The 26,845-nt window shown below is 41.2% G+C and carries 26 protein-coding genes and 3 pseudogenes; 5 read left to right on the forward strand and 24 right to left on the reverse strand.

The annotated features are described in order from the left end of the window. Position 1: 1 nt before the first annotated feature. The 4 genes and pseudogenes from AXF23_RS06025 to AXF23_RS06040 form a co-directional block, all read right to left on the reverse strand. Entirely contained in the window at positions 2 to 409 is a 408-nt protein-coding gene (locus tag AXF23_RS06025) for a glycoside hydrolase family protein (RefSeq protein WP_083818187.1), read from the reverse strand. Then, positions 378 to 986, reverse strand: a pseudogene (locus tag AXF23_RS06030) (hybrid sensor histidine kinase/response regulator); the annotation flags it as partial. The pseudogene AXF23_RS06030 and the gene AXF23_RS06025, both read right to left, overlap by 32 nt. Continuing rightward, positions 986 to 2,911 (reverse strand): tetracycline resistance ribosomal protection protein Tet(Q), encoded by a 1,926-nt coding sequence (tet(Q), locus tag AXF23_RS06035; RefSeq protein ID WP_004291466.1) that lies wholly within the window; start codon positions 2,909 to 2,911, stop codon positions 986 to 988. The pseudogene AXF23_RS06030 and the gene tet(Q), both read right to left, overlap by 1 nt. A 567-nt stretch (positions 2,912 to 3,478) precedes the next feature. Then, a pseudogene (locus AXF23_RS06040) lies at positions 3,479 to 3,607 on the reverse strand (lysozyme); the annotation flags it as partial. A 102-nt stretch (positions 3,608 to 3,709) separates the two neighbouring features. Between AXF23_RS06040 and AXF23_RS16235 the strand changes: the two are divergent. Beyond that, positions 3,710 to 3,793 carry a winged helix-turn-helix transcriptional regulator gene (locus AXF23_RS16235; protein WP_233251325.1) on the forward strand — a complete coding sequence of 28 codons (84 nt, stop codon included), beginning with the start codon at positions 3,710 to 3,712 and terminating at the stop codon, positions 3,791 to 3,793. A gap of 50 nt (positions 3,794 to 3,843) precedes the next feature. Here the strand turns inward: AXF23_RS16235 and AXF23_RS06050 are convergent, their stop codons facing one another. From AXF23_RS06050 to traM, 7 genes are all read right to left on the reverse strand, one after another. Further along, positions 3,844 to 4,704: a carboxymuconolactone decarboxylase family protein gene (locus tag AXF23_RS06050; protein ID WP_233251245.1), complete on the reverse strand. Its 861-nt coding sequence runs from the start codon at positions 4,702 to 4,704 to the stop codon at positions 3,844 to 3,846. A gap of 70 nt (positions 4,705 to 4,774) precedes the next feature. Continuing rightward, positions 4,775 to 5,563 carry an AraC family transcriptional regulator gene (locus AXF23_RS06055; protein ID WP_107624665.1) on the reverse strand — a complete coding sequence of 263 codons (789 nt, stop codon included), beginning with the start codon at positions 5,561 to 5,563 and terminating at the stop codon, positions 4,775 to 4,777. Positions 5,564 to 5,702: 139 nt separating this feature from the next. Next, positions 5,703 to 6,209, reverse strand: a complete 507-nt coding sequence (locus AXF23_RS06060) for a glycoside hydrolase family protein (protein ID WP_107624666.1) — start codon at positions 6,207 to 6,209, stop codon at positions 5,703 to 5,705. A gap of 11 nt (positions 6,210 to 6,220) precedes the next feature. Continuing rightward, complete coding sequence (locus tag AXF23_RS06065) at positions 6,221 to 6,679, reverse strand: DUF3872 domain-containing protein (RefSeq protein WP_107624667.1); 459 nt, start codon at positions 6,677 to 6,679, stop codon at positions 6,221 to 6,223. Positions 6,680 to 6,691: 12 nt separating this feature from the next. Then, positions 6,692 to 7,285, reverse strand: coding sequence for a conjugal transfer protein TraO (locus tag AXF23_RS06070; protein ID WP_107624668.1), 594 nt, complete (start codon positions 7,283 to 7,285; stop codon positions 6,692 to 6,694). Further along, positions 7,279 to 8,229 carry a conjugative transposon protein TraN gene (gene traN, locus AXF23_RS06075; protein ID WP_107624669.1) on the reverse strand — a complete coding sequence of 317 codons (951 nt, stop codon included), beginning with the start codon at positions 8,227 to 8,229 and terminating at the stop codon, positions 7,279 to 7,281. Before traN ends, AXF23_RS06070 begins: the two co-directional genes overlap by 7 nt. Positions 8,230 to 8,278: 49 nt before the next feature. Next, positions 8,279 to 9,268, reverse strand: a complete 990-nt coding sequence (traM, locus tag AXF23_RS06080; protein WP_107624670.1) for a conjugative transposon protein TraM — start codon at positions 9,266 to 9,268, stop codon at positions 8,279 to 8,281. Between the two features lie 124 nt (positions 9,269 to 9,392). On the opposite strand from traM, the gene AXF23_RS06085 reads away from it, so the two are divergent. Further along, positions 9,393 to 9,866, forward strand: coding sequence for an HU family DNA-binding protein (locus AXF23_RS06085; protein WP_009011633.1), 474 nt, complete (start codon positions 9,393 to 9,395; stop codon positions 9,864 to 9,866). A gap of 275 nt (positions 9,867 to 10,141) precedes the next feature. On the opposite strand, the gene AXF23_RS16240 is transcribed toward AXF23_RS06085, so the two are convergent. The 9 genes and pseudogenes from AXF23_RS16240 to AXF23_RS06130 form a co-directional block, all read right to left on the reverse strand. Beyond that, complete coding sequence (locus AXF23_RS16240) at positions 10,142 to 11,071, reverse strand: hypothetical protein (protein ID WP_233251246.1); 930 nt, start codon at positions 11,069 to 11,071, stop codon at positions 10,142 to 10,144. A gap of 25 nt (positions 11,072 to 11,096) precedes the next feature. Continuing rightward, the gene (locus AXF23_RS06095) at positions 11,097 to 12,773 is read right to left on the reverse strand and encodes an AlwI family type II restriction endonuclease (RefSeq protein ID WP_107624671.1); all 1,677 of its coding nucleotides are present in this window, start codon (positions 12,771 to 12,773) and stop codon (positions 11,097 to 11,099) included. Then, on the reverse strand, positions 12,760 to 13,728 hold the full coding sequence (locus tag AXF23_RS06100; RefSeq protein WP_004359306.1) for a DNA adenine methylase: 969 nt from the start codon (positions 13,726 to 13,728) through the stop codon (positions 12,760 to 12,762). Before AXF23_RS06100 ends, AXF23_RS06095 begins: the two co-directional genes overlap by 14 nt. A gap of 86 nt (positions 13,729 to 13,814) precedes the next feature. Next, positions 13,815 to 14,141, reverse strand: a pseudogene (locus tag AXF23_RS06105) (DUF3875 domain-containing protein); the annotation flags it as partial. Next, positions 14,125 to 14,472 (reverse strand): DUF4133 domain-containing protein, encoded by a 348-nt coding sequence (locus tag AXF23_RS06110; protein ID WP_107623979.1) that lies wholly within the window; start codon positions 14,470 to 14,472, stop codon positions 14,125 to 14,127. The gene AXF23_RS06110 and the pseudogene AXF23_RS06105, both read right to left, overlap by 17 nt. Positions 14,473 to 14,476: 4 nt before the next feature. Then, positions 14,477 to 14,776, reverse strand: a complete 300-nt coding sequence (locus AXF23_RS06115; protein WP_009229094.1) for a DUF4134 domain-containing protein — start codon at positions 14,774 to 14,776, stop codon at positions 14,477 to 14,479. Positions 14,777 to 14,931: 155 nt separating this feature from the next. Next, positions 14,932 to 15,714, reverse strand: a complete 783-nt coding sequence (locus tag AXF23_RS06120) for a hypothetical protein (RefSeq protein ID WP_107624672.1) — start codon at positions 15,712 to 15,714, stop codon at positions 14,932 to 14,934. Then, a complete protein-coding gene (locus tag AXF23_RS06125) occupies positions 15,711 to 16,241 on the reverse strand; it encodes a DUF3408 domain-containing protein (protein ID WP_107624673.1) in 531 nt (176 codons plus the stop codon). Before AXF23_RS06125 ends, AXF23_RS06120 begins: the two co-directional genes overlap by 4 nt. Continuing rightward, a complete protein-coding gene (locus AXF23_RS06130; RefSeq protein WP_107624674.1) occupies positions 16,238 to 17,035 on the reverse strand; it encodes a ParA family protein in 798 nt (265 codons plus the stop codon). Before AXF23_RS06130 ends, AXF23_RS06125 begins: the two co-directional genes overlap by 4 nt. Before the next feature lie 559 nt (positions 17,036 to 17,594). Between AXF23_RS06130 and AXF23_RS06140 the strand changes: the two genes are divergently transcribed. Genes AXF23_RS06140 through mobC form a run of 3 tightly spaced genes read left to right on the forward strand, consistent with a single transcriptional unit; the run spans position 17,595 to position 21,314 of the window. After that, a complete protein-coding gene (locus tag AXF23_RS06140) occupies positions 17,595 to 17,975 on the forward strand; it encodes a plasmid mobilization protein (RefSeq protein ID WP_107624675.1) in 381 nt (126 codons plus the stop codon). 6 nt (positions 17,976 to 17,981) lie between these two features. After that, entirely contained in the window at positions 17,982 to 19,256 is a 1,275-nt protein-coding gene (gene mobB / locus AXF23_RS06145) for a conjugal transfer protein MobB (RefSeq protein WP_107624676.1), read from the forward strand. Between the two features lie 54 nt (positions 19,257 to 19,310). After that, on the forward strand, positions 19,311 to 21,314 hold the full coding sequence (gene mobC, locus AXF23_RS06150; protein WP_107624677.1) for a conjugal transfer protein MobC: 2,004 nt from the start codon (positions 19,311 to 19,313) through the stop codon (positions 21,312 to 21,314). Positions 21,315 to 21,568: 254 nt separating this feature from the next. Here the strand turns inward: mobC and AXF23_RS06155 are convergent, their stop codons facing one another. The 4 genes from AXF23_RS06155 to AXF23_RS06170 all read right to left on the reverse strand — a co-directional run bounded on the left by AXF23_RS06155 (position 21,569) and on the right by AXF23_RS06170 (position 26,661). Continuing rightward, a complete protein-coding gene (locus tag AXF23_RS06155; RefSeq protein ID WP_107624678.1) occupies positions 21,569 to 21,895 on the reverse strand; it encodes an RteC domain-containing protein in 327 nt (108 codons plus the stop codon). An 83-nt stretch (positions 21,896 to 21,978) separates the two neighbouring features. Next, entirely contained in the window at positions 21,979 to 22,959 is a 981-nt protein-coding gene (locus AXF23_RS06160; protein ID WP_107624679.1) for a helix-turn-helix domain-containing protein, read from the reverse strand. Between the two features lie 125 nt (positions 22,960 to 23,084). Next, positions 23,085 to 24,266 carry a hypothetical protein gene (locus AXF23_RS06165; protein ID WP_107624680.1) on the reverse strand — a complete coding sequence of 394 codons (1,182 nt, stop codon included), beginning with the start codon at positions 24,264 to 24,266 and terminating at the stop codon, positions 23,085 to 23,087. Between the two features lie 19 nt (positions 24,267 to 24,285). Then, positions 24,286 to 26,661 (reverse strand): TonB-dependent receptor, encoded by a 2,376-nt coding sequence (locus AXF23_RS06170; protein WP_107624681.1) that lies wholly within the window; start codon positions 26,659 to 26,661, stop codon positions 24,286 to 24,288. Positions 26,662 to 26,845 lie beyond the last annotated feature (184 nt).

Genomic DNA, 26,845 nt, shown 5'->3' on the forward strand with positions numbered 1-26,845 from the left:
TTTATGGCAGACGAAATAACATATACTCCACTTGTCTTCTTTTCACCAATCCTCGCAAAACTTTTCCTTTGTACCTGCAAAAGGAAACATACTCCCAATAGAAGTTTCTGTCTCCAGCTTCTATTTTTCGTAGCAGCCTACTCTTGGAGTACTTACCATAACCGAGCAATCGGCCTACACCCACGTTATAGGCAAGCAAGGTCAGCAGCAGCGCATCCTTACCATAGCCTTTGAAGTGTTCAAAGCATTTCCATAGGTCGGCACGGAGCAATGAGTCCGCTTGCCGTTCCGTCATATTCGCCGTAAAGTGCTCTCCCCGTTGCAGCTGATGCCCATATCCAACATACGGATAATTCTTCCAGCCGTGCATACCCTCAAAGTCTGTCGGCTTGTTCCGACAATTGGCGATCCTGCACTTTCTGTTCGCTGATTACGTTTCTATTGACCGAATGAAGGATAGTGGTTGATACTGCTGGAGTTACTTCCTTTTTTTTGCCGAATATGCCTAAGAAACCTTTTCGTTTTGGCTTTTTGGACTGTTCCTGCACACTTTTCTGTACAATAACCGGAATTTGATTGGCTATCTTCTTGTTAATAGATTGTTGTTCATCCATTAACCGGACTATCTGGAACATCTGTCGTTCCTTATCCTCTAAAAGACTGCGCACACTATCGATGCGCTCTGCTGGATAGGTGGCCTTGAAACGGCAGAGCATACTGTCCATTGCCATACGCCGTGCATGGTAATGCTCGATATCTTTATCGTTCCATTCCAGTATTGTTTCACCCAATAGAGAAAATTTTATCATTTGAATATTGATATTGTTTATTTCTTTTCGGAGCTCGTCTATTTTTTTATTGCCAAGTTCTAATGCTTCTATCTCCTGCCATTCATAGAGGCTATTATATGCCATACATCCGATAAGAATGGAGATAAGTATATATCCCAACCGTATTGCCTTATAGAAATTTCCTGACCGCTCCATTATTTTAATGACATTGATTTTTGGAACATGAATAAAAGTTTATCTTTTTCGTTCATGCGGATATTATCAGAATAACCGTCTTTTGTTATTTGATACCCACATGGCTTAACCATAAAAATGCCTAAGCCCTTAGTGTACGAACTTACTTCTGAGGCATAGTCTTTACTTGTATTTAATGGAACTTTCCCTTTAATATGACACCACTCATTATTACAACTGATGTCTTCAATCTCAGACATCAGTTTTTGCAAATCTGTAATAGCTTTGGAACTCGCTACTTGGGGTATCTGCAACTCAAAACAGAGCATCGGTTCGAGAATGTCCACACCTGACTGTTGCAAAGCCAGCCTGAAGACATAAGGGGTCAGCTGTCTGAAATCAGCAGGTGTACTTACCGGGCTATAATACTCGGCTTGAGTAAAAGTTACTTTCAGATCTGTCACTTCCCATCCATGTAAACCAGATTGGCAAGACATACGAATCCCTTCAAAAACGGCATTTTGAAAAGAATGGTTCAGATAACCATAGGAGATGTCACTTTCGATTTGCAACCCTGCCCCTAACGGTAAGGGTTCAAGAGTCAGCCCTATTGTGGCCCAGTAAGGGTTGGGTGGTACTTCGATCTGAATAATCTTATTGACCTTTTTTATAGGTCGTTCTTTGTAGATAGTCTTGATCTCATCAAAATGGACCTTTACGGAAAATCGTTCTTCCAGCAATGTCTGTATGATTTCCTTTTGGGTCAAACCATATAACGAGATTTCCAATTCATCACTATATGAGTTTATGGAAAAGGACAAAGACGGGTCTTCAATCCACAATGTATTCAGAGCGGATATCACCTTGCTTCTCTCTTCGGGCTTATTTGGCCGGACGGAGGATTTGAGAGCGGGATGCTGATGAGATAATCCTTGAATCAAACAAGGTTTAGCACCTAAATAATCTCCGATTCGAAAATCTTCTATATCTTCTACAATCGCGATATCATTGGCACCCACTTCATCAACATTTATCTCTCTGCCCTGATAAATAGTCTTTAGATTTTTAATCTTGATGAATTTTTCCGAATCGTTGATTCTTACAACGTCTCGAAGTCTCAGACTTCCGTCAATTATTTTAAGAAAACTTCTTTTATGCCCTTTGGGGTCATGCTCTATCTTATAGAGATAAGCTGAAAGTCTGTTTGAGACTGATGCCGGAGGAAGTATAAAAGAAGAAATGGCGTCCAACAACTCATTGATACCGATATTGAACATTGCTGATCCATGTAGCACCGGATAGACTTTGGCTTTTGCCACAAGAGCGATTATCGTATTCCAATAATCAGCCGGTGAAATTTCGCTATCCGCCAAATATCGTTCTAATATATCGTCGTCATGGTTGCATACAAATTCTTTGTATTCTTCCTTTATATATGTTTGGGAGCAAACCGGATAAACCGATCCATCGACAACAGTTTGCATAAACAGGACATCTTGCGACAGATTTGTTTTTATATCCATATACAAACGCTCCAAATTCACACCGGCACGGTCAATCTTATTGATAAATATAATTGTCGGGATTTGCAGCTTTTGTAAAGTACTGAACAGCAACTTTGTCTGCGCTTGTATGCCTTCCTTTGCGGATAAGATGAGGACTGCTCCATCAAGCATTTTGAATGTCCGCTCCACTTCCGCAATAAAATCCATGTGTCCCGGAGTGTCAATGATATTGCATTTCACTCCATTCCAGATAATAGATGTCGTAGAAGCCCGGACAGTAATTCCTCTACGTTTCTCTATATCCATAGAGTCCGTTATGGTGTCACCATTATCCACACGGCCGCACTTTTCCGTTGCTCCACTGGCAAACAGCAGATTCTCGGTTACGGAAGTTTTTCCTGCATCAATGTGAGCAAGAATTCCTAAATTTATAATATTCATTTGGATTAAGCAATAATATACTACAGTAGATGCATTGTCGAAACGCACCTTTTAATACCTCCTCGTAGCATATGAGAACTACAGGATTACTAACTCGTATTAATATGTATATTATTACTGCCGCATAACGATTACAAAATTACACAAAAAAATATATCTAACAAAAGTGGGAGGATTTTTTAACTTTTTACCATAGACATTTTATTAGGGAAGCGTAGGTTCAACTGGCAAGTACAAATAAGTAGAAATGTTTGAACAACACCGTTTTAGGAAGTTGAAAAATCAAGTTTCTCTCTCGGTATAGCGTTTATTTTGGCCAATATCTTCTTTAGTTTAGCATTTGTGTATTTCCCATTCGTGTTCTATTTAGCTCCTTATTATGAGTATGTAGCAAGTTACTTATCAAATTCAGCCTCTTTGAGGGTCAAATATGGTTTTGCAAATGGTGACTGACAAGACATAAACAAGGTCAGCAGGAATTTTTTACATAAATGGACATGAATGTATATAACCTAAAATAAGAATAAATTTTAATAAGGGCTGCCCAAAAAGAAAAAAATGCAGTTGCCATTTTACTACGACTACTGCACGCTCAAAAGGTGACAAGTCTGCCAGCCGCACCCTGCGCTGGGCAAGGGTCGGCTGACAGGACAGGCAGAATACACAAAGTAAAATGAAAGAATTTATCGTTCGCATCAATTACGTTTTTAGTGGCGAGAAGATGCTCATAAACGAATTGAAATTCCTCTGCGAAAGGGGATTGATTGCCAAGAAACAATACCCAGAAGTGCCTCCCGTGTGGAGTATTCACTTACACCATTGGGCAAGAAAGTGCTGCCGATTATCGATGAAATTTCCAGATTCGGAATGGAAAATCTGTGAATCATATTCTAATGGCACTCTCTGCTATATGCATGCCATGCGGAAACAGGTCATTTACCTTCGCCAAGTACTTCTTTTAATGCATTCATCCCGTTGATGGCGGATGGGAAACCCGAATAAACAGTCATCAAAAGCATAATTTCCTTGATGCTTTCTTCGGAAAGTCCGACATTCAAGCCTGCTCTGATATGAAACTTCAACTGAGGTAGGGCATTGCCCAAGGCTGTTAACGCTGCAATGGTGGCTATTTGACGATATTTTCTATCCAAATTTTCTCTTGAGAAAATATCTCCATATCCGTATTCGAGTATGAACTGTGTCAATTCAGGAGCAAAACCATCGTAAGTGCTTTGCAGTTGCTCCACCATTCCTGGAGCTATCGCCGACAATTGCTGTTTTCCTAACTGCAATCGGTCTTGGGCGTTTTTTCTTTCTTCAAAACCCTCATTGTCAGAAACACCATGCTGGTTTCGTTCCTGCAAGACTTCTTTTAATGCATTCATCCCGTTGATGGCTGAAGGGAATCCGGCATAAACAGACATTTGTAAAACAACCTCTTTCAGCTCATCGACAGAGTTTCCTGTATTGAGCGCTCCGTTGAGATGAACCTTCAGTTGCGGTCGGGCATTGCCCAAGGCTGTAAGTGCAGCGACTACCGCAATTTCTTTCGATTTCAAATCCAATCCGTCACGAGAATAAATATCTCCAAACGAATACTCTATAATGAATCTTCCCAAATCGGGAGAAATCTCTTTGAGACTTTCAATTACTTTCTTGCCAGCCTCATCATCAATTTCTTTAAGCTTTTCCCAGCCTCTATTAAAACGTTCTGACTCCATATTTCTTTCTTTTATTTGTGCTGTTGCACATACTGAAATAAATAAAAACAAAATACCAATTATCGGTTTCATCTTTTTTGGAGCAAAGATAATTCGGCAAGAATGCATTCGGATAGGATTTTTCTCCTTTATTTGGGTGCTTTTAAGACTTTTTTAGATATTTCTTTTGGAAAGCAGTCGGTGAGAAAGATGTTTTCTGTCGGAATATTTTTGCAAAATAAGAGTTGTCTTCAAATCCTAATTTAAAAGCGATTTCATTGATGTTCAGAGAGGTGTATAACAATAATCTTTTGGCTTCGGTTATTTTCATATCCAACTGCAACTGCTTAGCTGAAAGCCCCGTTTGCACTTTGCATAATTCACTGAGTGTCTCAGGAGTTGTTTTCAATCGTTCGGCATAGGCTGTTATGGATAGATTCGTATGGATATTTTCCATAAGTAGTTTTTTGTACTTAAAAATCAAGGTGTCCTGACTCCTATAAATAGTTCTCCCTTTCTTAAGCAAAGAAATAAAATAGGAAATGGCTATCTCCTGCTTTTGCTTATCCTCTTCCACAAGCATTTTCTTCAAAACAGTCTCCACAAAAGAGATTTCCTCTTTGTCAATATCCTGATAGGGAGTAGAAAAATCAATATTATACTGTTGAGCAAAAGAAGTTTCCATCAAGATGAAATAACCTTGTGTCTCAGCAGAATATTCCCAGTTATGAATTTGTCGAGGATTTGTGGTAAAAATTCGCTGAGGGCAAATTTCGTATTCTTCAAAATCAATAACATTAAGTCCTTTTCCTTGAGTAAACCAAACGATTGAATAAAAATAGTGTCTGTGCGGCCATTCAATATCTGGGTCTGGTGTCTCTTCAAAAATGCCGATATAATGCTGTACCGGTTCTATACTATCTAATATGTCACTAATTTTATAGATTTTCACTTGAGTTACTATTGCGATATATAATTCTATGTTGTTTTCATTTCCGCAAAGTTACTCATTCATAACGAGAAAGGCGAATAAACTAACAAGAAAAATGTCTCTTGCGAAGTATAAAAAGCACAAGAGGCGTTTTTGACAATCATGATATATAAAACAATGCAAACTCCACCTGTCTCCGCTTGATCAATCCTTTCAAAACTTTTCCCTTGTATCTGCAGAACGAAACATACTCCCGATAGAAGTTTCTGTCTCCAGCCTCTATCTTTCGCAGTAACCTACTCTTTGGATACTTGCCATAACCGAGCAGTCGCCCCACGCCCACATTGTAGGCAAGGAGGCTGAGTAGTAGTGCATCCTTACCATACCCTTTGGAGTGTTCAAAGCATTTCCAAAGGTCGGCACGAAGCAGGGAGTCTGCCTGCCGTTCCGTCATATCCGCCGTGAAGTGCTCTCCCCGTTGCAGTTGATGCCCATACCCGACATACGGATAATTCTTCCAGCCGTGCAGTCCCTCAAAGTATTTTACAACAACCACCGCACGCTCAAAAGGTGGCAAGTCTGCCAGCCGCACCCTGCGTTGTGCAAGGGTCGGCTGACAGAACAGGCAGAATACACAAAGTAAAATGAAAGAATTTATCGTTCGCATCAATTATGGTCTTAGTGGCGAGAAGATGCAGGCTTGTCCTTGCCCTCTTCTCGCTCGTTGTTAAAACTAAAGGTCAGCTGCTGAACTTTCCCAAAATTATCCTCCACATATACATCAATCGTCTGGCGGTCAGATGACAGCGAGGTGTAGTACAAGCGGAACACATCTTTCATCAGCGGATAACGGTCATTTGGCTTGAAGACAGTGCCGTTATCATTTCTTAGCAGGCCTTTGCCGGCAGACTGGAAATAACGTATCGTATAGCGAGTGTCAGCAAATTCACCGCCCCGCTTCAGCGTGCAGCGTATCTCAGCCGTCTGTCCCCTTATGATGTCCTTCTGAACTGGCATTGTCTCCACCGTAAACGGATAAGACTGCTGAACATCCAAATCCCTATCACAAGCAGATAGGCAAAACACGGCAAGGGACAGCACGCCCATTACCCAAATCGTATTCAATATCTTTTTCATCTTTTCTTCTACTTAAAAGTTAAACCTTAGTCCTGCTGAAACAACTGGACGAAAACGATGTACGTCAAAGCCGAAGAGGAAGCGTCCCTGCGCCTTTATAAGAAAGAGAACTCTGTCCGTTAGGAACACTTCCGCCGAACCATGTACGGAACCGCCATAGACAAAGCGGGAACGGTCGAGCAGCGTCGCCCCATCGGGCAGCAGCTTCTTGTCCTCGTTCAGCTGCTCGTAGCCACCCAAAGCAGATATACCACCATAGAGAAACACGTTCTTACCTCTATCGGAAAGAACAGGGTGCATATAGCCCACCTGCAAAAGCGCATCCTTGAGCTTTACGTTATAACTTCCGTACGGCATATTCTGCTGTTCATACTCTGCCATAACAAAGGTATAATTCTCACGACCCAGATAGCGGGTGAGTGCTGCTTCCATGCCGAAATTGTCAGCAGCAAGAAACTTTTCTCCCTTGATAAGTGGAACACTTCCTACGACCTCTATGCCCCTTTGCTTGGGTATCAGTCGCTGTGCCTGCGATGGCAAACTGAAAGCCATTGCCACCGCTGCACAAACCGATAAAATGATTATCTTCTTCATAATGTTTACCATTTCAGTTTGAGGTTATCAATCTTCTTTGCTATCTGTAGGTCTTCTGCCGTTACATAGAAGGTCAGCGTACGACCGCCATTTCTCTCATAGAGCGTCACTTCAAGCTGCTTGTCTTCTGCAAGAGAGAACTGCTCGAGCGCAAACACAGCGTGTTCACTACCCATGCCACGCACCTGCATCACCTGATGATAGGCACGAAGCGGCTGAAGTACCTGTTCTTGTATAGCGGTGCGCTTTGCCATCTTCTTATCAACCACCTTGAACGTGATAAAATCCACCGAGTACGGCATATTCGTGTCATTTTCCATTCGAGTGTGGAAATACAGCAAGCCGTTATGGGCATACAAGCCACGAAGCAGGAACTTCATACCATACTGCTGTACACCGATATGCTTGATGGTACGTTTGTCGTTCTGATAGATAGTTTGCATCATCAGTTTTACTAATACGGGCGACTCGTTACCAAGTTCCTTGAAGTAAATATCAGAGCGGTTGCTTGGCAGTCTACCTTCCGTCGCGGAAAGAAAGTCTTTCATCTCGATACTTAACTTCTCCGGCTCATCGGCATATTTTACGTTGAAAGCATAGAGCGAGCCGTCCTCACAGATGACACTCATATTGGTTTCCGTCTCAAAGTCCTTGACGGCAGCCTTGACACGCAGCACGTTCTCCGCATCCTCCGCCTTTCCAGCGATAATGTTCTGTGAGCCCAAGTCCACATAGCGGACGGCAGCGGGAAAGATAAGATGTACGGTCTTGTCAAAGGTAACGTCAAGACCATACGGCAGAACGACACGTCCCGTTGGAATAGCACGGCTCATACCTTGAAAAAGCTCTCCAGAAGTAAGCGGACGGCTTGGTGTCAAACTATCATTGTTTTCCTGTGCTGTGGCTGTTGCTCCCACCAAGGTAAGCATAGCCATTGATAAAATAATTTTCTTCATTGTTCCTTTTTTATTTGATGTTATTTTTTACTTATCATTTTCGATTGTTTTATTTAGACTGAGCCAAGAAAAGGCGGTAGCCACCCTTGAGCGTTACCTTGATAGTGCGCAGTTTCTTCTGAACCAACTGACTTGCACCCTGCATCACCCCACGGGTAGCCTCGGATATAATCTGGTCTTTGGCAGAGGAAGCGAAGGTAAAGGATGTTCCCATTGAACCGCCGATGTTCGCCCCGACTTCCTTAAGCGCATTGATATCCTCCGAGCCTGGTATATACACGCCCTCCTGTCCATCTGTGTCGTATGCCGAGAGCTTGACGGCTATGATATGCCCGTCCACTTCTATGCTTTTGATAAGCAGGTGCATACGATTACCCTCAATCTTGGCGACTGCTATCAGTCGGCTCTGCCGTGGAATTTGCAGTCCCTGTACTTTGGCACTTTCCAGCAGACGGAGTACGACATTGTCACCCTCCTTAAGAGCTGTAGTCCTGTCCACTACTACTTTGAGCGTATTGCGCATTGTAGGTACAGCCGTGCTTGCAAGCGAATGAAAGCCCATATTACGAGCCTTCTTGCCGTATTCCTCCATAAAGTACACATCGCTCATAGGCTGATCAAGTGAAGAAACTATCTGCCTACGCTCCGGCAGAACTTCCATTACAGGCTTTTCATTCTGCATGGTCTTGCCCTTAGCGGCGTTAGAGCCACCTGCTGCCCCTTCCGTCTTCTCCTTTCCTGCCGTCAGACCATTATTGAAGGTAGGTGGAGTTGATGCTTTAGGGAGATACTTCGCTGCCATCTGATAGCTCTTTTCCATCAAGGCAAGCTGCCGTTTCTCTTCATTGTCCTCCTTGCTGTCTTTGGCAGAGAGTTCTTTTTTAAGGTTGTCAATCTCCTGTCTCATTGCCTCACGTTCCTCTTCGTGTGGGTCGGGAGCGTAAAAAGAGTTCAAGAGGCGATTGTTCTCCTCATAGCGATGCATAGAGTTCTCTATCTTTGCCGTAGAAGCAGCTGTCTCTGCACGCTCCGCCTCCATAAAAGCAATTCTTTCAGAAAATATTTTTCAAGAAATGTTAGAAAATATTATTTTGTCTTTTGTAGATTATAAAGAAAAATCATTACCTTTGTGCTCATTACTAACCTCCTTAAATTTATAGGATATGATAAAATATGTAATTCAAGCGAAGAAAAATCCGCTGAAGAAAAACGAGATTAAGTATTATCCGCAAATGGCACCAACCACACCGATGTCGCTTGCGCAGATAGTAAAGCGTGTGGAAAAACGTTCAACTGTTTCAAGTGCTGACGTTAAAGCCGTTTTAGATGCTTTGCAATACGAGGTTATGGAGGCATTAGAAAATGGTAATACAGTCCGCCTTGGTGATTTAGGTTCGTTCCGCCTCACAATGAAATCGCAAGGTGCTCCGACTGCAGCCGAAGCAAAGAAGAAAGGCGCACAACTTATCAAGCAGGTTAATGTGCAATTTACGAAGAGTACAACCATGCGCGATACCCTTGATGCCCGTCTTCTTGATTTTACGCCACAGGAGGATATCGTGAATGCTACAGATGGAAAGAAGCCTAAACCTGAAGAACATTCTGGTCCAGATATAGACGAAAATTTTCATCCTTAAGTAGCTAAAATCGTCGGATTAGTAACCCATTTAGATGTGCAGAATATTTTACTTCTGCACATCTTTTTTATGGCATTTCATAGTCAAAAATTCGCCTCTGTAACTACCTGATTATCAATAGTTATTAGATAACAAAAATTGTCCTATAAGAGAATTAAAATTGTCTTATAAGAGAATTTGAATTGTCCTATAAGACAATTTTAAGAGTCTTAGCACGGAATTAAATTTCAGTCAGCTCAGTTTATAATCTTTTTTGCACGTTTTTAGTAAAACTCCTATTTATTTTGGATTTGATCTTGATTAAATAAATCTAACTGTTGCTCGTTTGCCTTAATTTTCTTATATCGTTTGGTACTATTCTTAAAGGTATAGTCATCTTCCCACTGGAGGACATCTTTCACTGCATATTCAGGTTTTAAGTTTGTGTATTCTCCATTCTCTACCTTCTTCTTTGTAATAGTAATAAGAGTACAAGTTATCACAGTATTTGCCCCAAATTTAATTTCATTATTGTAAACCTGTTCCAAGAACTCCTTATCTAAAACTTTGAATTCAATTGTCTTTCCTGAATAGTAGCCTTTCCAAACTTTCCCATGTCCTTGCCGCAAAACAGGTGAAAGAATTCGAATAGTCGTTCCTGCTGTCTCTGTTTTATCTTCGGTGGTAGTATCTGAAAGTATTTTTTTTGTAAAATCAGCTTTTATGATTTTAGATGAACTAAAAGGCTTTTGTTCTCCATCTTTTTTAACAGACGCTTCTACAGAAGTTACTGTATCTGTTTTTTCGAGCGATTTAAAGTAATTACTAACGCACTTCCTAACCTTCTTTTCATCTATAAGTTCTTCTGCTTCTTCTTTTGTTAAAGTCCCGTTCTTAACTTTCTCATACAACTCTATTCTAGCATTACTATTAGCAAGCTTAGTCTGTGTAGAAGAAAAGAATTTTTGGATAAGAGCATTGATAAGATTCTTAAATGTATCAGATTTACCAATTATGATAGCAACTATAACAAAAGATTCTATTAGTCCACCTTCCTTCTTCGGTGTTACTTCAATTTTAAAATCTCCTGTACAAGCCTTAATGAAATCAAAAGCATCAAGCAATTGACGCTCACACTCATTCAAGATTTTGGCATCCATTTGATGGAGGCCTTCTTGGTTTAGATAGTAGTGTATCTGAAAATCAAATATATTCTCTTCTGCCATATTATTTATATGAAATTATAGATTCTTACCCTAGCCAATCCATCGCCTTTTCTTGCATGCTTCTATACCACAATACTTCATTATTAGTTTTCTCTGCAAGAGTTTCAGAAGTTTCAAAAAAGGCTTTAATGTTGCTTGGTTTAGGAAAATAACTCGCCTTGTAAGAATCTTCTACCATCTTCTGAAAGAGTGATAGCGGAAGTGGTACTACCGTAGATTTCCCTCCATACATTGCTAAATTTGTTTTGTGTAGCATATAAAAAAACGAAATAGTAGCATCATTGATTGTCGGTGCAATGAATAAGCAATAACATGGTTTACCCGATAACACCTTTAATTTACCAAGATGTCTGCTAACGGGTTCTCCTTCCATTTCAAATTGTTTCTGTCCAGAAGCCATTGTTACTTCTACAGTAACAAGGAAGTCTCCATAATCGCAGACAATATCAGCCATATTCCCTGCTGCCGTTGAAAGAGGTTTTCCAAAATCGTCAAAATTTAGATTAGCCTTAATGTTACCTCCGTCAAGCATAGTCATAGCTCGCCATGTGTTCCATTCTAGCATAATAGGGTTATCGTAATACTTTTTGGCTGTAATGTTGCCGAACACAGATTGAATATCATCGTAAAGTTTATATTCTTTTATGCACTTGACTTCGTCTTTGATATTTTCTTCGCGCTGTTTGTCTCTCAACTCACCTAACAAGTCTTTAAGTTCCTCCGTAGAAGCAGCCGTAGGGATTGTATGTTTTGCAAACTCTTTCTTCAGTTTCTTTATCAGATTATCTCTGTTGTCAGTAAGTAAGACGGGAGTACTTGCATTACCAAGATAGCTACAATACTCTGCTTCATTTTCAAATGATAACGGATTACGTTCTATACTTTCCAAAAGGTAATCGACATCATTTGTGCGCTCAGGTATTATAGAAAGAGACTTACCTACTTGTGACACATTGACAAGACCTGTTGCCCTTAAATATCTAAAACATGAGTCGGCATAATCTCTCATATTGCTTGACTGTGTACATAGGAATTTCTCAAGCGAAGTATCTGCACTTTCTCGTGTCTTTATCATTCCTTGCTTGATACGGTCTTTATAGATTTGTTTTAGTTCAGTGTTCAGGTATTCTGCCTTAAACACTCTGTAGCTGCCTTTATGCTTTGCTTTTTTGATGCGAAAGGTCTCAATCTTATGTACGATATTCTCAAAGTCATGCCAGTCAGTAAGCTGCATTCCAAAAATTTGTAGCTCATCGAATTTTAAAGTTCCCATTGTTCTTACTAAACGTAGCATTTCCAAGTATGGCTTTATACAGAACTTCGCTGCTTTATTTGAAGGTTTGTGATAAGGAGAAGGTACTTGAAACTTTAACATTTGGCGTAAGAAAACTTCATCCTTTCGTTTGGAAGTAATGAGTTTCTCACCAGCAGGTGTCAGTTCTATCGTTGGGGAAAGTCTAACGAAGCCTAAAGATTTAGGAGCACGGTTTATTCTATCTCTTGCACTGAAAGAAGGGTCTTTCTCACCTTTGCCATTGAAGAAGTTCTCTTCCCTCAAAACTTCCATAAAAGCACATTGGCTTTCCTTATTCCACTTTTCACCTGTAAAGTGTTCTATCAAAAGGCTGATTTCAGGTATCATCTTGTTAGGTGTTCTTGGCGATGTTGTCAAGAACAGCGTTCTACTATCAATTCTTGCCATGATATTTCTTTTTAGATTCAAACAACATTATTTGCGTAGTTTCAGGAACAGTGTATTCTTTGTTTACGTTGTCCGTAATTATCTGTACATTATCCCAATCTTTTTTATAATTTGCTACTACAATATGTTTGGCTTCCGACTTAAATCTATTCCTTATATTTACTGCATAGGTCTTTTTATACTCATCGATTATAAACTCTTTATACAGTTCTTCTGTTAGGGGAGTCTTTCCAATAACCATTAATGACTTACATGAGAGATTTTTAAAATCTTCTGCTAACTTCCTATGATTGTCTTCATTGAAGCCCTCTTTATATTCTACATTTCCATAATCTGAAAATACACAGTCATACGGAGGATCTAAGAAAATAAAATCATCGACATTACACATATCAAAGATTTTGCTATAATCTACATTGTGTATCTCAGCTCGTTTTAACAGCTGGCTATGAGAAAAAGATACTTGTTGGGTACTTAAATGCTTATAACGACCATAAGGCACATTAAATTCTCCGTCAGAGTTGTATCTTATCATACCCGAGTACGCTGTTTTGTTAATGAAATAATAGAGTAATGCATCACTATACTCTTTACGGATCTTGTTGTTAAACATATCCCGTAGTAAATAATATAAAGCTTCATTATTATCTACCACTCTTTCGTTAGGCGTACTTGCCTTCAATATATCATAATCACGCCTATTAATTTCATATAAAGCCTCTATTTCATCCAATTCTTTTCGAAGTTTTGGGAAATAGTTTCTCACACCTTTATAAAAATTAATTAGTTGCTTATTTATGTCATTGATGATAGCTTCTCTAGGCTCCAAATAAAAAAAGAGAGCACCACCACCAAAGAAAGGCTCGACATATCTACCAGAAAATCTAGGAACATGCCACATTATGTGAGGGATTTCTTTTGTTTTTCCCCCTCTATATTTTATCATTGGTTTCATAAGGAGCTGATTTTATATGCAAAGGTAACCTATTTTTATTAGAATTGAAACTTTATGACTTGATATTTAGCTTAATCTTATGAAATATGGTGGAGATACGGACGTTCATTGAAGTGCCGTTCGGAAGAACGGGCAAGGAAACTCAGTCCGCCATCGGAGAGTTTTCCTTGATAGTCCTCCTTGATGAACCAGTCCTGCTTGTGTATGATGCTGTAATTAGGTAGCACCTTGATTGCCTTATGCCAGGCAGAGTGCATTGCCTCGTATTCTGTAGAGGTGACGGTAAAGAGTTCTGGCTGTTCCACACGGAAAGCAACCGTAATGTCTGCATCCTTGCTCACCATACAGTCCTGCTCTACGGAGAGCAGTGGAAACTTCGACTCCAAAGTTGTTATCTTACTTTTGTTTCTCATTGCTTCGCTTTTTTGATTGAAGGTTACGGATAAGGTGAAAGGCGGTACGGCGGTTTACAAGGTAGCGTGGGTGCATACGCACTGCTCCCTTTTTCATCAGTCCGTATTGCCCGTACTTTCTATTCATGGTGAACGTTTGCCATACCACAAGGCTGGCACCCACTACACCTATGACAAGACAGGTAACTTGGCTGACTCCACAGAGATAGAGAATGACCACAAGAATAAAGACTGCCAGCAAGCCTCCTGCAAAGAGGAAGAGGTACTGCGCCTTCAAGCCCTTGAACTCTACCGTCCGGCCTACACCCTTGTTGATTTCAAATGCTGCCATCGCCTTACAGGAAGAAACTTCTCAAGATAGTGGCAGCCACAATGAGAAAGATACACGCACCGAACCAAGAGGCTGCGGTCTTGCTCGTATCGGGGTCACCACTTGAGAACTTGTTGTACACTTTAATGCCTCCAATCAACCCCACTACCGCCCCTACGGCATAAATGAGTTTCGTGCCGGGATCGAAGTAGGAGGTTACCATTTTTGTAGCTTCATTGATACCGGCAATACCATTGCCTTGTGCGTATGCTCCTATGGTGGTAGCTGTCAGGAGTAGCATTGTGATTTTCTTTTTGTTGTTCATTGTTCTTTTTATTTTAAGTTGTTAAATGAATTGTTTTCTTTTGGATAGAGATGGTAAGGGGTGGCTCGGTTTTATTGTATGATAGATATAGTTTGATTGTTTTACTTTTGAGCCACCCCTCGAACACCGTACAATATGAACAAAAACACTAAGTTTTACAAATAGTATGAAAGTGGACGCTCGTCATCTTCCGATGTATCGCTATTGCTGCTCTCTACGTTTAAGTTCGTTTCAAAGTTTGAAGAAGAGTTTATATTACTTTCCTCTAATTCCGCTTCTTCCGCCTTACGGATGGCAGCAAGGAGTTTTTGATGGCCTTTCTCCTGCTTGAGCGTTGCCTCTTTGATATAGTCCATAAGCTGTGTGCCCTGTATGCTTTGTAGCGTATCCTGCACTTCCGCTTCGTTTTCCTCATCAAGCGTGTCGTCATTCCTGTGCCAGCTGGTAATACGGACTACTTCCCGTGCAAGAATAGCGGACGGCGAAACTTCGGGTATCACTGCATCGGCGATTTGCAGTTCCTCACGGATAATAGCGTCTTCGTCAGATTCGTCCATTGTATAGTCAACTTGCATTTCATTGTCCTCTTCTGTACCTTCCGCTTCTTTTGTATCTTCGGACATAGATGAGTTTTTCTCTGCAAAAGTATCAGGTTTTTCATCAGGATTCTCAGAAGAGGAAGCAGCGGGAACTTCGGAGATAGATGGGGAAACGAAAGGTTTACTCCTGCCCACCAAAACGTGACGTGCATTGTCAATCTGCTCTTGGGAAACGGATGTGTTGAGACTTGTGTTATGCCCGTTTCCTTTCTGTTTTGGTGTATTCTTCCCTGATTGGGCTGCCAAATTTTGAAATAACCTCCAAAAGTATGCGATGCCGAGAGCTATCCACGCTATACCCAGCAAAAGCAATGCGCCTAACAATAAATTAATTATCATAAGTCTATGGTTTTATCGCGCCTGCGTTGTGAGGCGGTATGGTTCAACAAATCCTGATATGTTTTCAAATGATCGAGAAGGATATTCTCAATATACCCCGTGATGGAAGCCTCCGATCTGATGTCGTTCAGTACATCACGCAGTATCTGGAGTATCTCAGTATGGATACTGAAGCCCGACTTATTGCGCCCATTGCGGACACCCGTCAGAAATCGCTGTTCGTATTCAGGAAAGTCCATTGCCGGGGAAGAATCCTTTGTTCTACCATTTCTCTTTCTTTTCGATAGCTGCGCTGTTTTTGCATTGGTGCCATTAAACACAGTTTCTTCCGGTATTTCCTCCTGTTCGTCAATCTTAGAAAGAGAGACACTTGCATCTTCTTCCACAGAGTCTGAATCATCATCCAAATCAATGGGGTCGTCAAAGTCTGGTGTGTTCTCCTCTGTGCGCTTCTTGACACCAATGTCTGCCATCTCCTCCAATTTCGCTTGAAGTAGCTTTTCACGTTGCTCTTTCAGTGATTTCATACGCCGTTCTCAGTTTTCAGGTTGAGTTTCTTCATGACCTCCTTTACCCACTCATCCACTCCAGTCTGAGGACGGAGAGCCGGTGCAGGGGGCAGGTAGGAGCAGCGGAATACACCTTTGACACCCCCTTGTGCCAATTCCCTGCTGAATCGGACGGAGTTGTAGATACGGGTATCGAAAATCGGCAGTCCCTGTTCCTCAGCATTCTGACTGAACAGGTCGATGACCATGGTACTGGCACTGCGGTTGATTTTGTTCCAAAGCAGGAAGAAGTCCTGAATGCGTGAGCCTTCAAACCCGACACCCAAGTCCCTGATTGTCTTGGCGTATGCAAAACACGAAGCCAGCGACTGTGGGTCGGCTTCTATAGGTGAGATGATGTAGTCCATCGTAATGGACAAATCCATCATGGCACTGGTAAGGGCATGACCAGGAAAGTCAAAGATAATCAGTTGCGGTGCCGTCTTCATTTTACGAAAGTATTTCATGACATCGGAAACGGCTCTTTCCGGCTTGCTTCTGATGATATGATACGATTTCTTGCCGTAGCGCGACAGGCGTTCATGAAGTTCCTTGCCCAGTTCGGGTGAGGACTCGATGAGGTCTCTGTCGCGTTCGCGGAGTTTGTAGAAAGATTCCTGCGTACCGTCACAGTCCACGACGGCAAGAGAGATGTTCTTTTCGTAATATAGTATGGAAGCCAGCACTTCGGCAAGGCTGCTTTTGCCAACTCCGCCTTTCTGTGAGGCGAAGCCCAGATAGATGGGATTGTTTTTTTTCTTTTCCATATTCATAGTCGGTTGTTACTTATGTTATAAGTTAATGTATATCTTGACAGACAAGTCATGTCATATTTGTTGTTGAAACCATATTTTTGACTCGACCTAAAAGTCTGGTTTTGACCCAGCTTAATTTTGACTCAGCCCAAAGACATAAAATCATCCGTCGTTCAAACCATTATTGATTGAATCTTTTTGAGATTGAAACCATCTTTTTTGACTCTTCACCCATACGGATTTTAAGCTGTCTTTCAACTGAATTTGCTTGCAAAATAACAAGGTTTTATCCTAAGTTTCAACTACCTGTGAAGTACAGGGAAATGTAAGGAAAAAGAGTGAACATCATTGATAATGAGATATTTGAAAACTCGCCGTAACTTTGCAGGCGAGAATAATACATGGAGGTAACGTCCCGAAGCAGACACCCCAAAAGGGTGGATACTTCACTCGTATCAACTCTTGATATTGGCAAGGTGTGTCTTTGTCCGACAAACTGCGTTTTTGCCGACAAAGAACCTTGCCTCGGTGCGAGGGAATGATTACTCCAAAGTCGTAATAACAAACCAAATTGAAGATGAAAACGAACGTAGAACGATGGGATAGATGGGATACCCGCCTTCCCAAGCCCAAAGACCAGCAAAAAGTCATTGAACTTTTCCATAAATCCGGTGCAAAATCGAAGTCTGATTTTGTGCGTGGCTGTATTCTTGGGGAGAAGTTCAAGGTGATAACAGTAGATAAATCCGCTGTGGATTATTATCGTAAACTCTCGGAATTGATTGCCGAAAATTATCGGATAGGCGTACTCTACAACCAAACAGTACGCGCAATAAACTCTTATCACAGCGTGAAAACTGCACAGATTTTACTTGAAAAATTGGAAAAAATCTCTGGTCAAATCATCACGCTACAACAGAAAGCCATCCAACTGACGGAACAATTTGATAGTCGATAAAGGAATATGATTGCAAAGATTTCTTCTACCGAGAACCTTGGAGGAGCATTGGGGTATAACTTCAAAAAGATGCAGCACAACGAAGCGGTAGTCCTCTGCGTGAACGAATTTCGGAAAGGTTTCGATGGAACTTTTCAAATGGATAAGGTACTTGCCGATATGCAAAGGGCGATACTAGAGCAATGCAGGACAAAGAAAACGGTTTTTCACTGCTCCCTCAATCCGCACCCGGACGAGAAACTAACGGATGAGGAATTCACACAGATTGCGAAGGAGTATATGGAGGCACTTGGCTATGGCAAGCAACCCTATATCGTCTTTAAGCATAATGACATTGCCCGTGAGCATATTCACATCGTTTCGCTTCGAGTGGATAGCAAAGGCAGAAAAATCAATGACAAGTATGAGGGCAGGCGAAGCAAAAAGATTACTGATGCTCTGGAAAAGAAATATAACCTTATCCCAAGTTCAAAGGTCAGTGAGAGAACAACAACAGAAACACCAAAGGTCAATGTTGTGCAAGGGAATATCAAGGAACAGGTGGCAAACACCGTCCGCTCTGCAATGAAGCATTACACATTCTGCTCCTTAGGTGAACTAAATGCCGTTCTGCGTAAATACAACCTTGCTGTAGAGGAGGTAAAGACCGAGTATAGGGGCAAACGATATGACGGGCTGGTCTATGTGCCTACCGATGACAAGGGCAATAAGGTGAGCACGCCCATTCACGCCTCGGACATAGGTAGAGGTGTGGGCTATGCTGCCGTTCAGAACAAGATGCAAAAATCGAAGCAGATGGTTAAGCCATTGATACCAACCGTCAGAAGAAAGGTATTAGAAGTAATGCGTACTTCTCCTGGTACGGAGGGAATACTCCGACAAAGATTGGAGGAGCAAGGCTTGCGTGTAGTTATCCGAAAGAATGAGAACGGACGCATCTATGGTATTACATTCATTGATGATGAAAGGGGCATTACGCTCAATGGCTCCCGATTAGGTAAAGGATATGCTGCCAATAAGTTTAACGAGTACTTCTCTAACCCGGAGAATAATCCATTCTTGGATGAATCGCTTTATGGTAAGATTGATACCGCTTTACAGCAACAGATGCAGACAATACAGTCTGATGAGCAGGAAAGCGACAATCTTGTCGATGAACTTATCGACAATATGGTAGGAGAATCCTTCTCTTCATCGGGCAATGATGATTGGAAAGAAGCGGCATGGCAACGCAAACTTCGTAAGCAAAGTAAGGTAAATCTTAAACGCAGGAAGCGTTAAGTACACCGTTCAAATAACATTCAAACGATTTTCTAACAACAATAAAACAATATTATGGCACAAGAAGATGATTTAAGGGCATTAGGTAAAGTCATGGACTTTATGCGTGGAATTTCGGTGATTTTCCTCCTGATTAACTGTTATTGGTTCTGCTACGAGGCGTTTCAGTCGTGGCACTTCACACTCGGTATCATCAACAAGATACTCATGAATTTTCACCGCACGACGGGATTATTTTCATCTATCCTATGGACGAAACTCTTTTGTGTAGTATTCCTCGCCTTATCCTGCTTGGGAACAAAAGGAGTGAAAGAAGAGAAAATCACATGGCCAAAGATTTGGACGGTGCTTTTCGCAGGTTTCGTCTTTTTCTTTCTCAATTGGTGGCTGCTGATATTACCCATCGGTAAGATCGGTGCAGCTTCGCTCTATATCTTCACGCTGTCCGTAGGCTATATCTGCCTGCTGATGGGTGGCGTATGGATGAGCCGGCTGCTCAAAAATAACTTGATGGACGATGTATTCAACACAGAAAACGAGAGTTTCATGCAGGAAACACGATTGATGGAGAATGAGTATTCCGTCAATCTCCCCACACGTTTTTACTATAAGAAAAAATGGAATAAGGGCTGGATTAATGTAGTCAATCCCTTCCGCGCCTCGATGGTACTCGGCACACCGGGTTCGGGTAAGTCCTACGCCATTGTGAACAACTACATCAAGCAGCAGATAGAGAAGGGTTTTGCGATGTTTATTTACGACTATAAGTTTCCCGACCTTTCGGAAATTGCCTACAACCATTTGCTCAACCACCTTGATGCCTACCAAGTAAAGCCGCAGTTCTTTGTGATTAACTTCGACGACCCACGCAAATCACACCGTTGCAATCCCATTAACCCCGCCTTTATGACAGATATATCCGATGCTTATGAGAGTGCCTACACCATTATGCTCAACCTTAACCGTTCGTGGATACAGAAACAGGGAGATTTCTTTGTCGAGTCTCCGATTATCCTATTGGCAGCTATTATATGGTTTCTGAAAATCTATGAGAACGGAAAGTATTGCACCTTCCCTCATGCCGTCGAATTTCTCAACCGTCCCTACGCACAGATATTCCCGATACTCACTTCCTACGATGAACTTGCCAACTACCTTTCCCCTTTTATGGACGCATGGGAGGGTGGAGCACAGGACCAGTTGCAGGGACAGATAGCCAGTGCCAAAATACCGCTGTCTCGTATGATAAGCCCTGCTCTCTATTGGGTGATGACGGGCGATGATTTCTCACTTGACATCAATAACCCTAATGAGCCAAAAGTCCTTGTCGTTGGTAATAATCCCGACCGCCAGAATATCTATTCGGCTGCACTCGGACTTTACAATAGCCGTATCGTGAAGCTCATCAATAAGAAGAAGCAGCTCAAAAGTTCTGTGATTATCGACGAGTTGCCGACTATCTACTTCCGTGGGCTGGATAATCTCATTGCTACAGCCCGAAGCAATAAGGTGGCGGTATGTTTGGGCTTTCAAGACTTCTCACAACTTACCCGTGATTATGGCGACAAAGAAAGTAAGGTAATACAGAACACTGTAGGTAACGTGTTCTCCGGGCAAGTGGTAGGAGAAACAGCTAAAACACTTTCCGAGCGATTTGGTAAGGTGCTTCAACAACGCCAATCTATGACCATCAACCGCAACGACAAGTCTACGTCTATCTCCACACAGATGGACAGTCTTATCCCTGCATCGAAAATCAGCAACCTTACGCAAGGAATGTTTGTAGGGGCTGTGTCCGATAACTTCGATGAACGCATCGACCAAAAGATTTTCCATGCAGAGATAGTAGTTGATAGTGCAAAGGTTTCTGCGGAGATGAAAGCCTATCAGCCCATACCTGTGATAGTAGACTTTACAAATAAAGATGGCTCCGATAATCTCAAAGAGACCATCGAAGCTAACTATCGCAAAGTCAAGGAAGAAATTCTCTCGTTAGTTGATTTAGAGATTATGCGTATTAAGAATGATTCGAAGCTTGCTCATTTAATCAAAATGTAATCCTTTCATCTATACATCATTAATTATGGATTTGATTATTCCCAATAAGAATCAAAGGTATAATCTCTGCAAATCTCACAACGATTTCGTTCAAAATTGAGTATATTAATATTATAGCCTATTTTCTCATAATGCATTAAATACGGAAACAAGTGCTTCCACCCCCAGAGGATATAGCCAAAAAGTTGGAAGTGCTTATCAAAGAATGAATGAAGGGAGATATTCCAGAGTTGGAATATCTCCCTTTTGATTTACTACTTCTTGAACTTGCCGCCTTTCAGGTCGCTCCCCACCATCCGCTTATTGATTTTTTCACGGAGTTCGTCAAAAAAATAAGTGCGAATGTCATCTTTGCGATGCTTTATATTCATATATACGTTGTAGCAGTTCTTTATCTCCACTCCGAAGATTTCAGAGAGTGTGTGTGCCAATTCCTCCATACCAATTTCTCCATTACTGATACAATTGCAGGTGTCGAGAGCATACAAGAGTTCGACTAAATAATAAACAGAAATACCAGAATACAATGATAAAATTGTTACTCCGGCAAAAAAATGAAACTTAAATGTCGTTATTTTCATTGCCTGATGTTTTTGCAGGCTAAGTTCGAAAGATTGTTTAGGGCAAAATAACCCTCAAAATGCAAGTAATATTTGTGTAAAACTTATAATGAATCAAGATATTGCTTAGGTTTTATCCTGTGATATTTGCAGAAAGCCTCTGTGAAATGACTGAGGTTAGCATATCCAACTTTATAGCCTACTTCTGACACCGAGTAGAGGCGAGTGGAAAGCAGTCGTTTTGCCCATTCCATCTTTTCGGATAGGGCATATTCGGCAATGGCTTTTCCAATAACCTGCTTGAAGCACTTTTGTAATTTGGAACTGCTCATATTGGCTTCGCGCGCCAATTCGGGAATACTCGGTACATTACTGAGACTTTGAAGAATCTGGCGACGAACACGGAATATTGATTCAACATCATTCAAGTTTAGGTTGGCAAGAGATTTTACTTCCGAACGTTTTTCGAGCTTTTCAAGGAACATTGTCAGTAATTCCATAGTTTTTCCATGCAAATGAAGCGTTGAAAAAGGATTGTCGATTTCAGTTATAGACTTAATGTTATCCAAGACCTGTTGCATTGCAGGTGTAATGGTCTCAAACAAATAAAAAGCCTTGTCCGATTGGAGAAGCCGACCGATATAGGTTTCATGTGCTGCATCAATCTTTTCAATCCAATCCTTATTGAAAGTCAGTGTAATATTTTCGTATCGTTTCTTTGGAGGAAAACTCCACTCAGTCGGGATGCTACTTGAAGGCATGAAAATGCCATCGAGCGTGTCCACTCCGACCGTTTTTGTACTTGTTCCAATTATCTGCTCGTGTTTATGCTCATTGATATAGAACATGACAGGAATCCATTTCGAGTTTTCCACCGAGCGACGTATCATAGTTATCGTCTCGTATGCTACGAAACTGATATAAGTTAATGTTAGCCATGGCAGAGGATAATATTGTTTGAAGAATCCACTACCAATAGAAGAAGGAATGGTAAATCCATCGTTTATTACTGATGTGCCAAATTGTTCGGCAACCATCTCCATCCAATCTTCAGGCTTATTGATTGCACAAAATTCTATGGTCATTTTATCATGTCTTTTTGCAAAGTTACAAACAAATACGGATAAAAACTTGAATTATCGCAAGTTTTTATCCGTATTACTCTCAAAAAAGAACCAATAGCTCCATGAGAAATGTTTTTAATGAGAGTTTACTCAAATGCGACTAAACTTGAAGGAACTCCTATGGCAGTAACAATTGGTTTTTGCGAGCATTCGCCTGTCTTGGTATTGTAGGTGTAATACCCCGTACCATTGTTACATATCATTCCAAAGACGATGAAGTCCTTGTAGCGAGTTATAGCAAAAGAGCCATTGCTGTCGGTCATTGGCAAATCAAGTTTTTCGATGGTTTTGTTCCAAATGTCGATTTTCACAGGTTGGAAGTCTTTCTTGAGTATTCCAAATTCTGTATCCGTTACTTTCACGCAACTATACACAATACCATTACCTGCATAGAAAGACTTAATCATATACTGCCCTGTTTTGCCTATTCCTTTTATGGTTGTCTTCGATAGGTTGAACAGATAATCGCTATCCCATTTGTCGCTTCCTTTGCGGATACGCAGGAAACCTTCCTTATCGGCAACATTGAAGTTGTTGCCCGCACTGTAAAAGTAGATGTCACCTCGCTCATCTATGAATGCGTCAGAATGGCGGAACAATCCTACAACACTTGTGCGGTTATCTTTGATAACTTCAGTCTTTTTCGTCTTGAGGTCAATGATAGCTACCTCTGCTCCAGTACCCGGTACGGAGGTATGAGGCGAATTGAGCTGATTGAGGGCAACATACATCTTTCCATCACGGATGACATTACAGCCGGGATCAGGATTGTTGTCTTGGACCGCATAAGATGAGAGGTCAATTTCATCTTCCTTTTGCAATGTTGAAGTATTGATTAACGCAATTTTTCCACGTCCATGCAAAGCAACGTATGCCCGCTGTTCATCAACGAAGTTAATTTCTCCGGGTTGAGCCATCTGTTCAAATGTCATAGTACCTGCTTTTATCAGTTCTCCATGGGCACCTCTTGTAAACTTATGTATCTTATCCCCGAATTTCCCTTCGGGTACAAGCACTGTATTACCCTTAGCAAAGAGGTAGCAACCGAACCCGAATTCAAATGCTTTCTTATTGTCGGTCGCTTGAGGAGTCAAATCACTGAATGTCCCTACATAAGCACTTTTGTCCACATAATGCACAAAGGTGAAATGTTGCTGCACCTCTTGAGGAGTAGGCGTAGGTTCATCATTTTTGTTACAAGATGTCAGCCCTATGATGCCGACCAGCATAGCAGAAAAAGCTATACGATTGAAAATTGTTGTATTCATCTTTTTTATATTTGTTAAATTAGAAAATTCCTTTTGAGAAGACATATCTGAATTTGAGGTGAAGTGTCCGTCCTGCCAATGGTTGGCGGAATTGGTCCCAAACTTCTTTGTTCATTATATTATGGCATTCCAAGGCTACGGAATATTTGCTTTTGTAGGTCAACAATAGCCCTATGTCATTGACGAAACTGCGGGGAATACGTCGTTTCTGTAATTCGGTAAGTTCCCAGAAGTAGAAGAACTCCTCAGTAAATTTGCCGTCCCAGAAAGCCTTGACATACCAATTCTTGAATAATCGGTTGCTGTGATACTCCGCCCCGAAGTTGGCGAACAAATAGGGAATGTTCGGTAGTCGCAATCCTTTTGTCGGATTGGGGGCTTGGGTACCGGGTAAATAGTTTAAGACATCACGCACATCCTGATAAGTTAGATTTCCGTAGGCATAGACCGTTGGCGATATGTCCAATTTTATTTCGGTTTCTATACCTTTAATATGTACCTTTTCTGCGTTTACATATCCGGCTGCCATGTGTTGTTTCATCAGTTTTATCATATCGCTTACCTGCATATAAAAGCTGTTCACTTCAAACTGCAATCGCGATAATCCGAGGACATCATTTTTGTCTATTAAGAACCCCAGATTGAAGTTGTGGCTTTTCTCTGGTCTCAATCCGGCTGCAGGAAAGGTAATGATACCATCACCGAATAGTTCTTGTGAATTGGGAAGGCGTATTGCCCGCTGGTAAGATGCTTTCAAGTGAAAACCTCTGAAGGGCTCGTATTTTATTGCCTCTATCCAGCCTATTTGTGAGGTCGTATTGTTCTTTTTCTTCGGAGCCTCAATCATCTCGTATGAAGTCAAATCTTCTATCTCGGAATGGAGGTGGAAATACTTTGCGGAAAGCATATTCGTCAGTTTCTTATCAAAGAGTTTTGACTCCCAAGTCAACCCCGAAATGAAACTGGTCTTTTTACTGGGAAATCCTCCGATAACAAAACCTGCATGCTGACTTGCAATGTTGTCGCTCGGTTGTCTTCTGGCGTAGTTAATAAGTGTGTTCAGATTCAAACTGTGATTGGCGGACAACTTGTAATCAAAATTGATACGTTCATTGATTTCCAATCCTTTGTCATTCGAGTTGTGAGGAACATCCCCTGTTTCTCCCTGTCCATTCGGACTCGGATATATGTTTCCTTCGAAATCGTGATTAACTCGTGCCGTATCCACAAAATTGTTTGTTGTATGTGAAAGGGAGAAATGGGACTCAAAGTTAAGGCGGTCGTTCAGCATTCCGCTTTTTATCAATTTGTTTTCCAACATAAACATTCCTGATTTGTTTTCGGCATGTTGTATGTTTTTTAAGATACCTTGGATTTCATTGAAACGATTGTAATACCCGAACTCGGTACTAATCTCATCGAGCCAAAGTTTCGTGAAAGCAATTTTTCCCTTCAACATATACGAACGAAAACGGTCGTGGTCACGTCTTACTAACAGATTTTCTCTCTCGGGAACTCTGAAAGAGTAGTCATTCTTTGCAGATGTATAATAACCTCCCGCACCGAGTAGAATACCACTCTTTGGAAAATTCTTGCGAGAGAAGACACTTCCTTTGTGTGTTTGGTAAGATCCGAATTCATACGAGGCATCTAAATAATCCGTACTAAACTCTTTAGTAACGATATTGACGGCTCCCCCCAATCCATCACATCCGAAACGGGCGGGTATGATACTCTTATAGACTTCTATTCTTTCTATAATGTCTATCGGAATTTCATCAAGAGAAAAAGCCCCGTCAGAAGTACTCATTGGTATTCCGTCCCATAAGATTTGAATGCGGTTTCCTTCCAATCCATGAACAATAATTCTCGAACTGCTTCCCAAACCGCCAGTCTGCCCAACTTTCAAACCTATGGTTTTATTCAAAACGGTTTCTAACGAAATAGATCTGCCTTGAAGTTCTTTTGCATTTATTACAGAAACTGCTTCAGGCGACTCTCTGAGTATTTGTGCTCTTGTTTTTCCTACTACGACTACATCTGCCAGCTCTGTTGATTCCGGGAGTAGTCTTATGGTATAACGCATCCCATTTGCAGTAATCGTATCGGTAATGGTCTGATAACCGACATAACTTACCATAAGCATAAGTTTTTGATTACTTGATGCATTTAATTTTGCAATACCTTTCCTGTTTGTAGTCGTACCATTCGTGTACGTTGGAGCATTCAAACCTTTCCATTGTACGGCGGCAAATTCTATACTGTTCCCATTTTCTGAATCAATAACTTTTATTTCTGTTGGTTGCAGTTGTGCAAACATAGGAAAAGACCACAACGAAAGAAAGCCGACAATAAGCATTCTTTTGTATAAATGGACTATTGAGCTGATTGACATATCATATTTGTTTGTGAGATTCTGTGCAAAGGTACTTACCTTCCGAGCAAATAAATAACCCTATTATACACGCTTATACCCCTGTTGTGTTTATATGCGAGCAAATTGTTGTTTTGGGGCAGTGTAATGCTTATCGGGGTTATTTTATCCCTGTTTGTTGCCGTACTTTTGCAACAGAAAAAAT

The organism is Prevotella sp. oral taxon 313, from assembly GCF_003043935.1.
Classification (GTDB): domain Bacteria; phylum Bacteroidota; class Bacteroidia; order Bacteroidales; family Bacteroidaceae; genus Prevotella; species Prevotella jejuni.

Excerpts from the sequence above, each read along its gene's own strand:
- AXF23_RS06050 (WP_233251245.1), bottom strand. The coding sequence starts at position 4,704 with ATGAAACCGATAATTGGTATTTTGTTTTTATTTATTTCAGTATGTGCA.
- AXF23_RS06155 (WP_107624678.1), bottom strand. The coding sequence starts at position 21,895 with ATGAAAATAACGACATTTAAGTTTCATTTTTTTGCCGGAGTAACAATT.
- AXF23_RS06170 (WP_107624681.1), bottom strand. The coding sequence starts at position 26,661 with ATGTCAATCAGCTCAATAGTCCATTTATACAAAAGAATGCTTATTGTC.
- AXF23_RS06140 (WP_107624675.1), top strand. The coding sequence starts at position 17,595 with ATGAAAACGAACGTAGAACGATGGGATAGATGGGATACCCGCCTTCCC.
- traN (WP_107624669.1), bottom strand. The coding sequence starts at position 8,229 with ATGAAGAAAATTATTTTATCAATGGCTATGCTTACCTTGGTGGGAGCA.
- AXF23_RS06100 (WP_004359306.1), bottom strand. The coding sequence starts at position 13,728 with ATGAAACCAATGATAAAATATAGAGGGGGAAAAACAAAAGAAATCCCT.
- AXF23_RS06065 (WP_107624667.1), bottom strand. The coding sequence starts at position 6,679 with ATGAAAAAGATATTGAATACGATTTGGGTAATGGGCGTGCTGTCCCTT.
- AXF23_RS16240 (WP_233251246.1), bottom strand. The coding sequence starts at position 11,071 with ATGGCAGAAGAGAATATATTTGATTTTCAGATACACTACTATCTAAAC.
- AXF23_RS06095 (WP_107624671.1), bottom strand. The coding sequence starts at position 12,773 with ATGGCAAGAATTGATAGTAGAACGCTGTTCTTGACAACATCGCCAAGA.
- AXF23_RS06120 (WP_107624672.1), bottom strand. The coding sequence starts at position 15,714 with ATGATAATTAATTTATTGTTAGGCGCATTGCTTTTGCTGGGTATAGCG.
- mobC (WP_107624677.1), top strand. The coding sequence starts at position 19,311 with ATGGCACAAGAAGATGATTTAAGGGCATTAGGTAAAGTCATGGACTTT.
- mobB (WP_107624676.1), top strand. The coding sequence starts at position 17,982 with ATGATTGCAAAGATTTCTTCTACCGAGAACCTTGGAGGAGCATTGGGG.
- AXF23_RS06115 (WP_009229094.1), bottom strand. The coding sequence starts at position 14,776 with ATGAACAACAAAAAGAAAATCACAATGCTACTCCTGACAGCTACCACC.
- AXF23_RS06070 (WP_107624668.1), bottom strand. The coding sequence starts at position 7,285 with ATGGTAAACATTATGAAGAAGATAATCATTTTATCGGTTTGTGCAGCG.
- AXF23_RS06060 (WP_107624666.1), bottom strand. The coding sequence starts at position 6,209 with ATGCGAACGATAAATTCTTTCATTTTACTTTGTGTATTCTGCCTGTTC.
- AXF23_RS06085 (WP_009011633.1), top strand. The coding sequence starts at position 9,393 with ATGATAAAATATGTAATTCAAGCGAAGAAAAATCCGCTGAAGAAAAAC.
- AXF23_RS06160 (WP_107624679.1), bottom strand. The coding sequence starts at position 22,959 with ATGACCATAGAATTTTGTGCAATCAATAAGCCTGAAGATTGGATGGAG.
- AXF23_RS06110 (WP_107623979.1), bottom strand. The coding sequence starts at position 14,472 with ATGGCAGCATTTGAAATCAACAAGGGTGTAGGCCGGACGGTAGAGTTC.
- AXF23_RS06130 (WP_107624674.1), bottom strand. The coding sequence starts at position 17,035 with ATGAATATGGAAAAGAAAAAAAACAATCCCATCTATCTGGGCTTCGCC.
- AXF23_RS06125 (WP_107624673.1), bottom strand. The coding sequence starts at position 16,241 with ATGAAATCACTGAAAGAGCAACGTGAAAAGCTACTTCAAGCGAAATTG.
- AXF23_RS06165 (WP_107624680.1), bottom strand. The coding sequence starts at position 24,266 with ATGAATACAACAATTTTCAATCGTATAGCTTTTTCTGCTATGCTGGTC.
- traM (WP_107624670.1), bottom strand. The coding sequence starts at position 9,268 with ATGGAGGCGGAGCGTGCAGAGACAGCTGCTTCTACGGCAAAGATAGAG.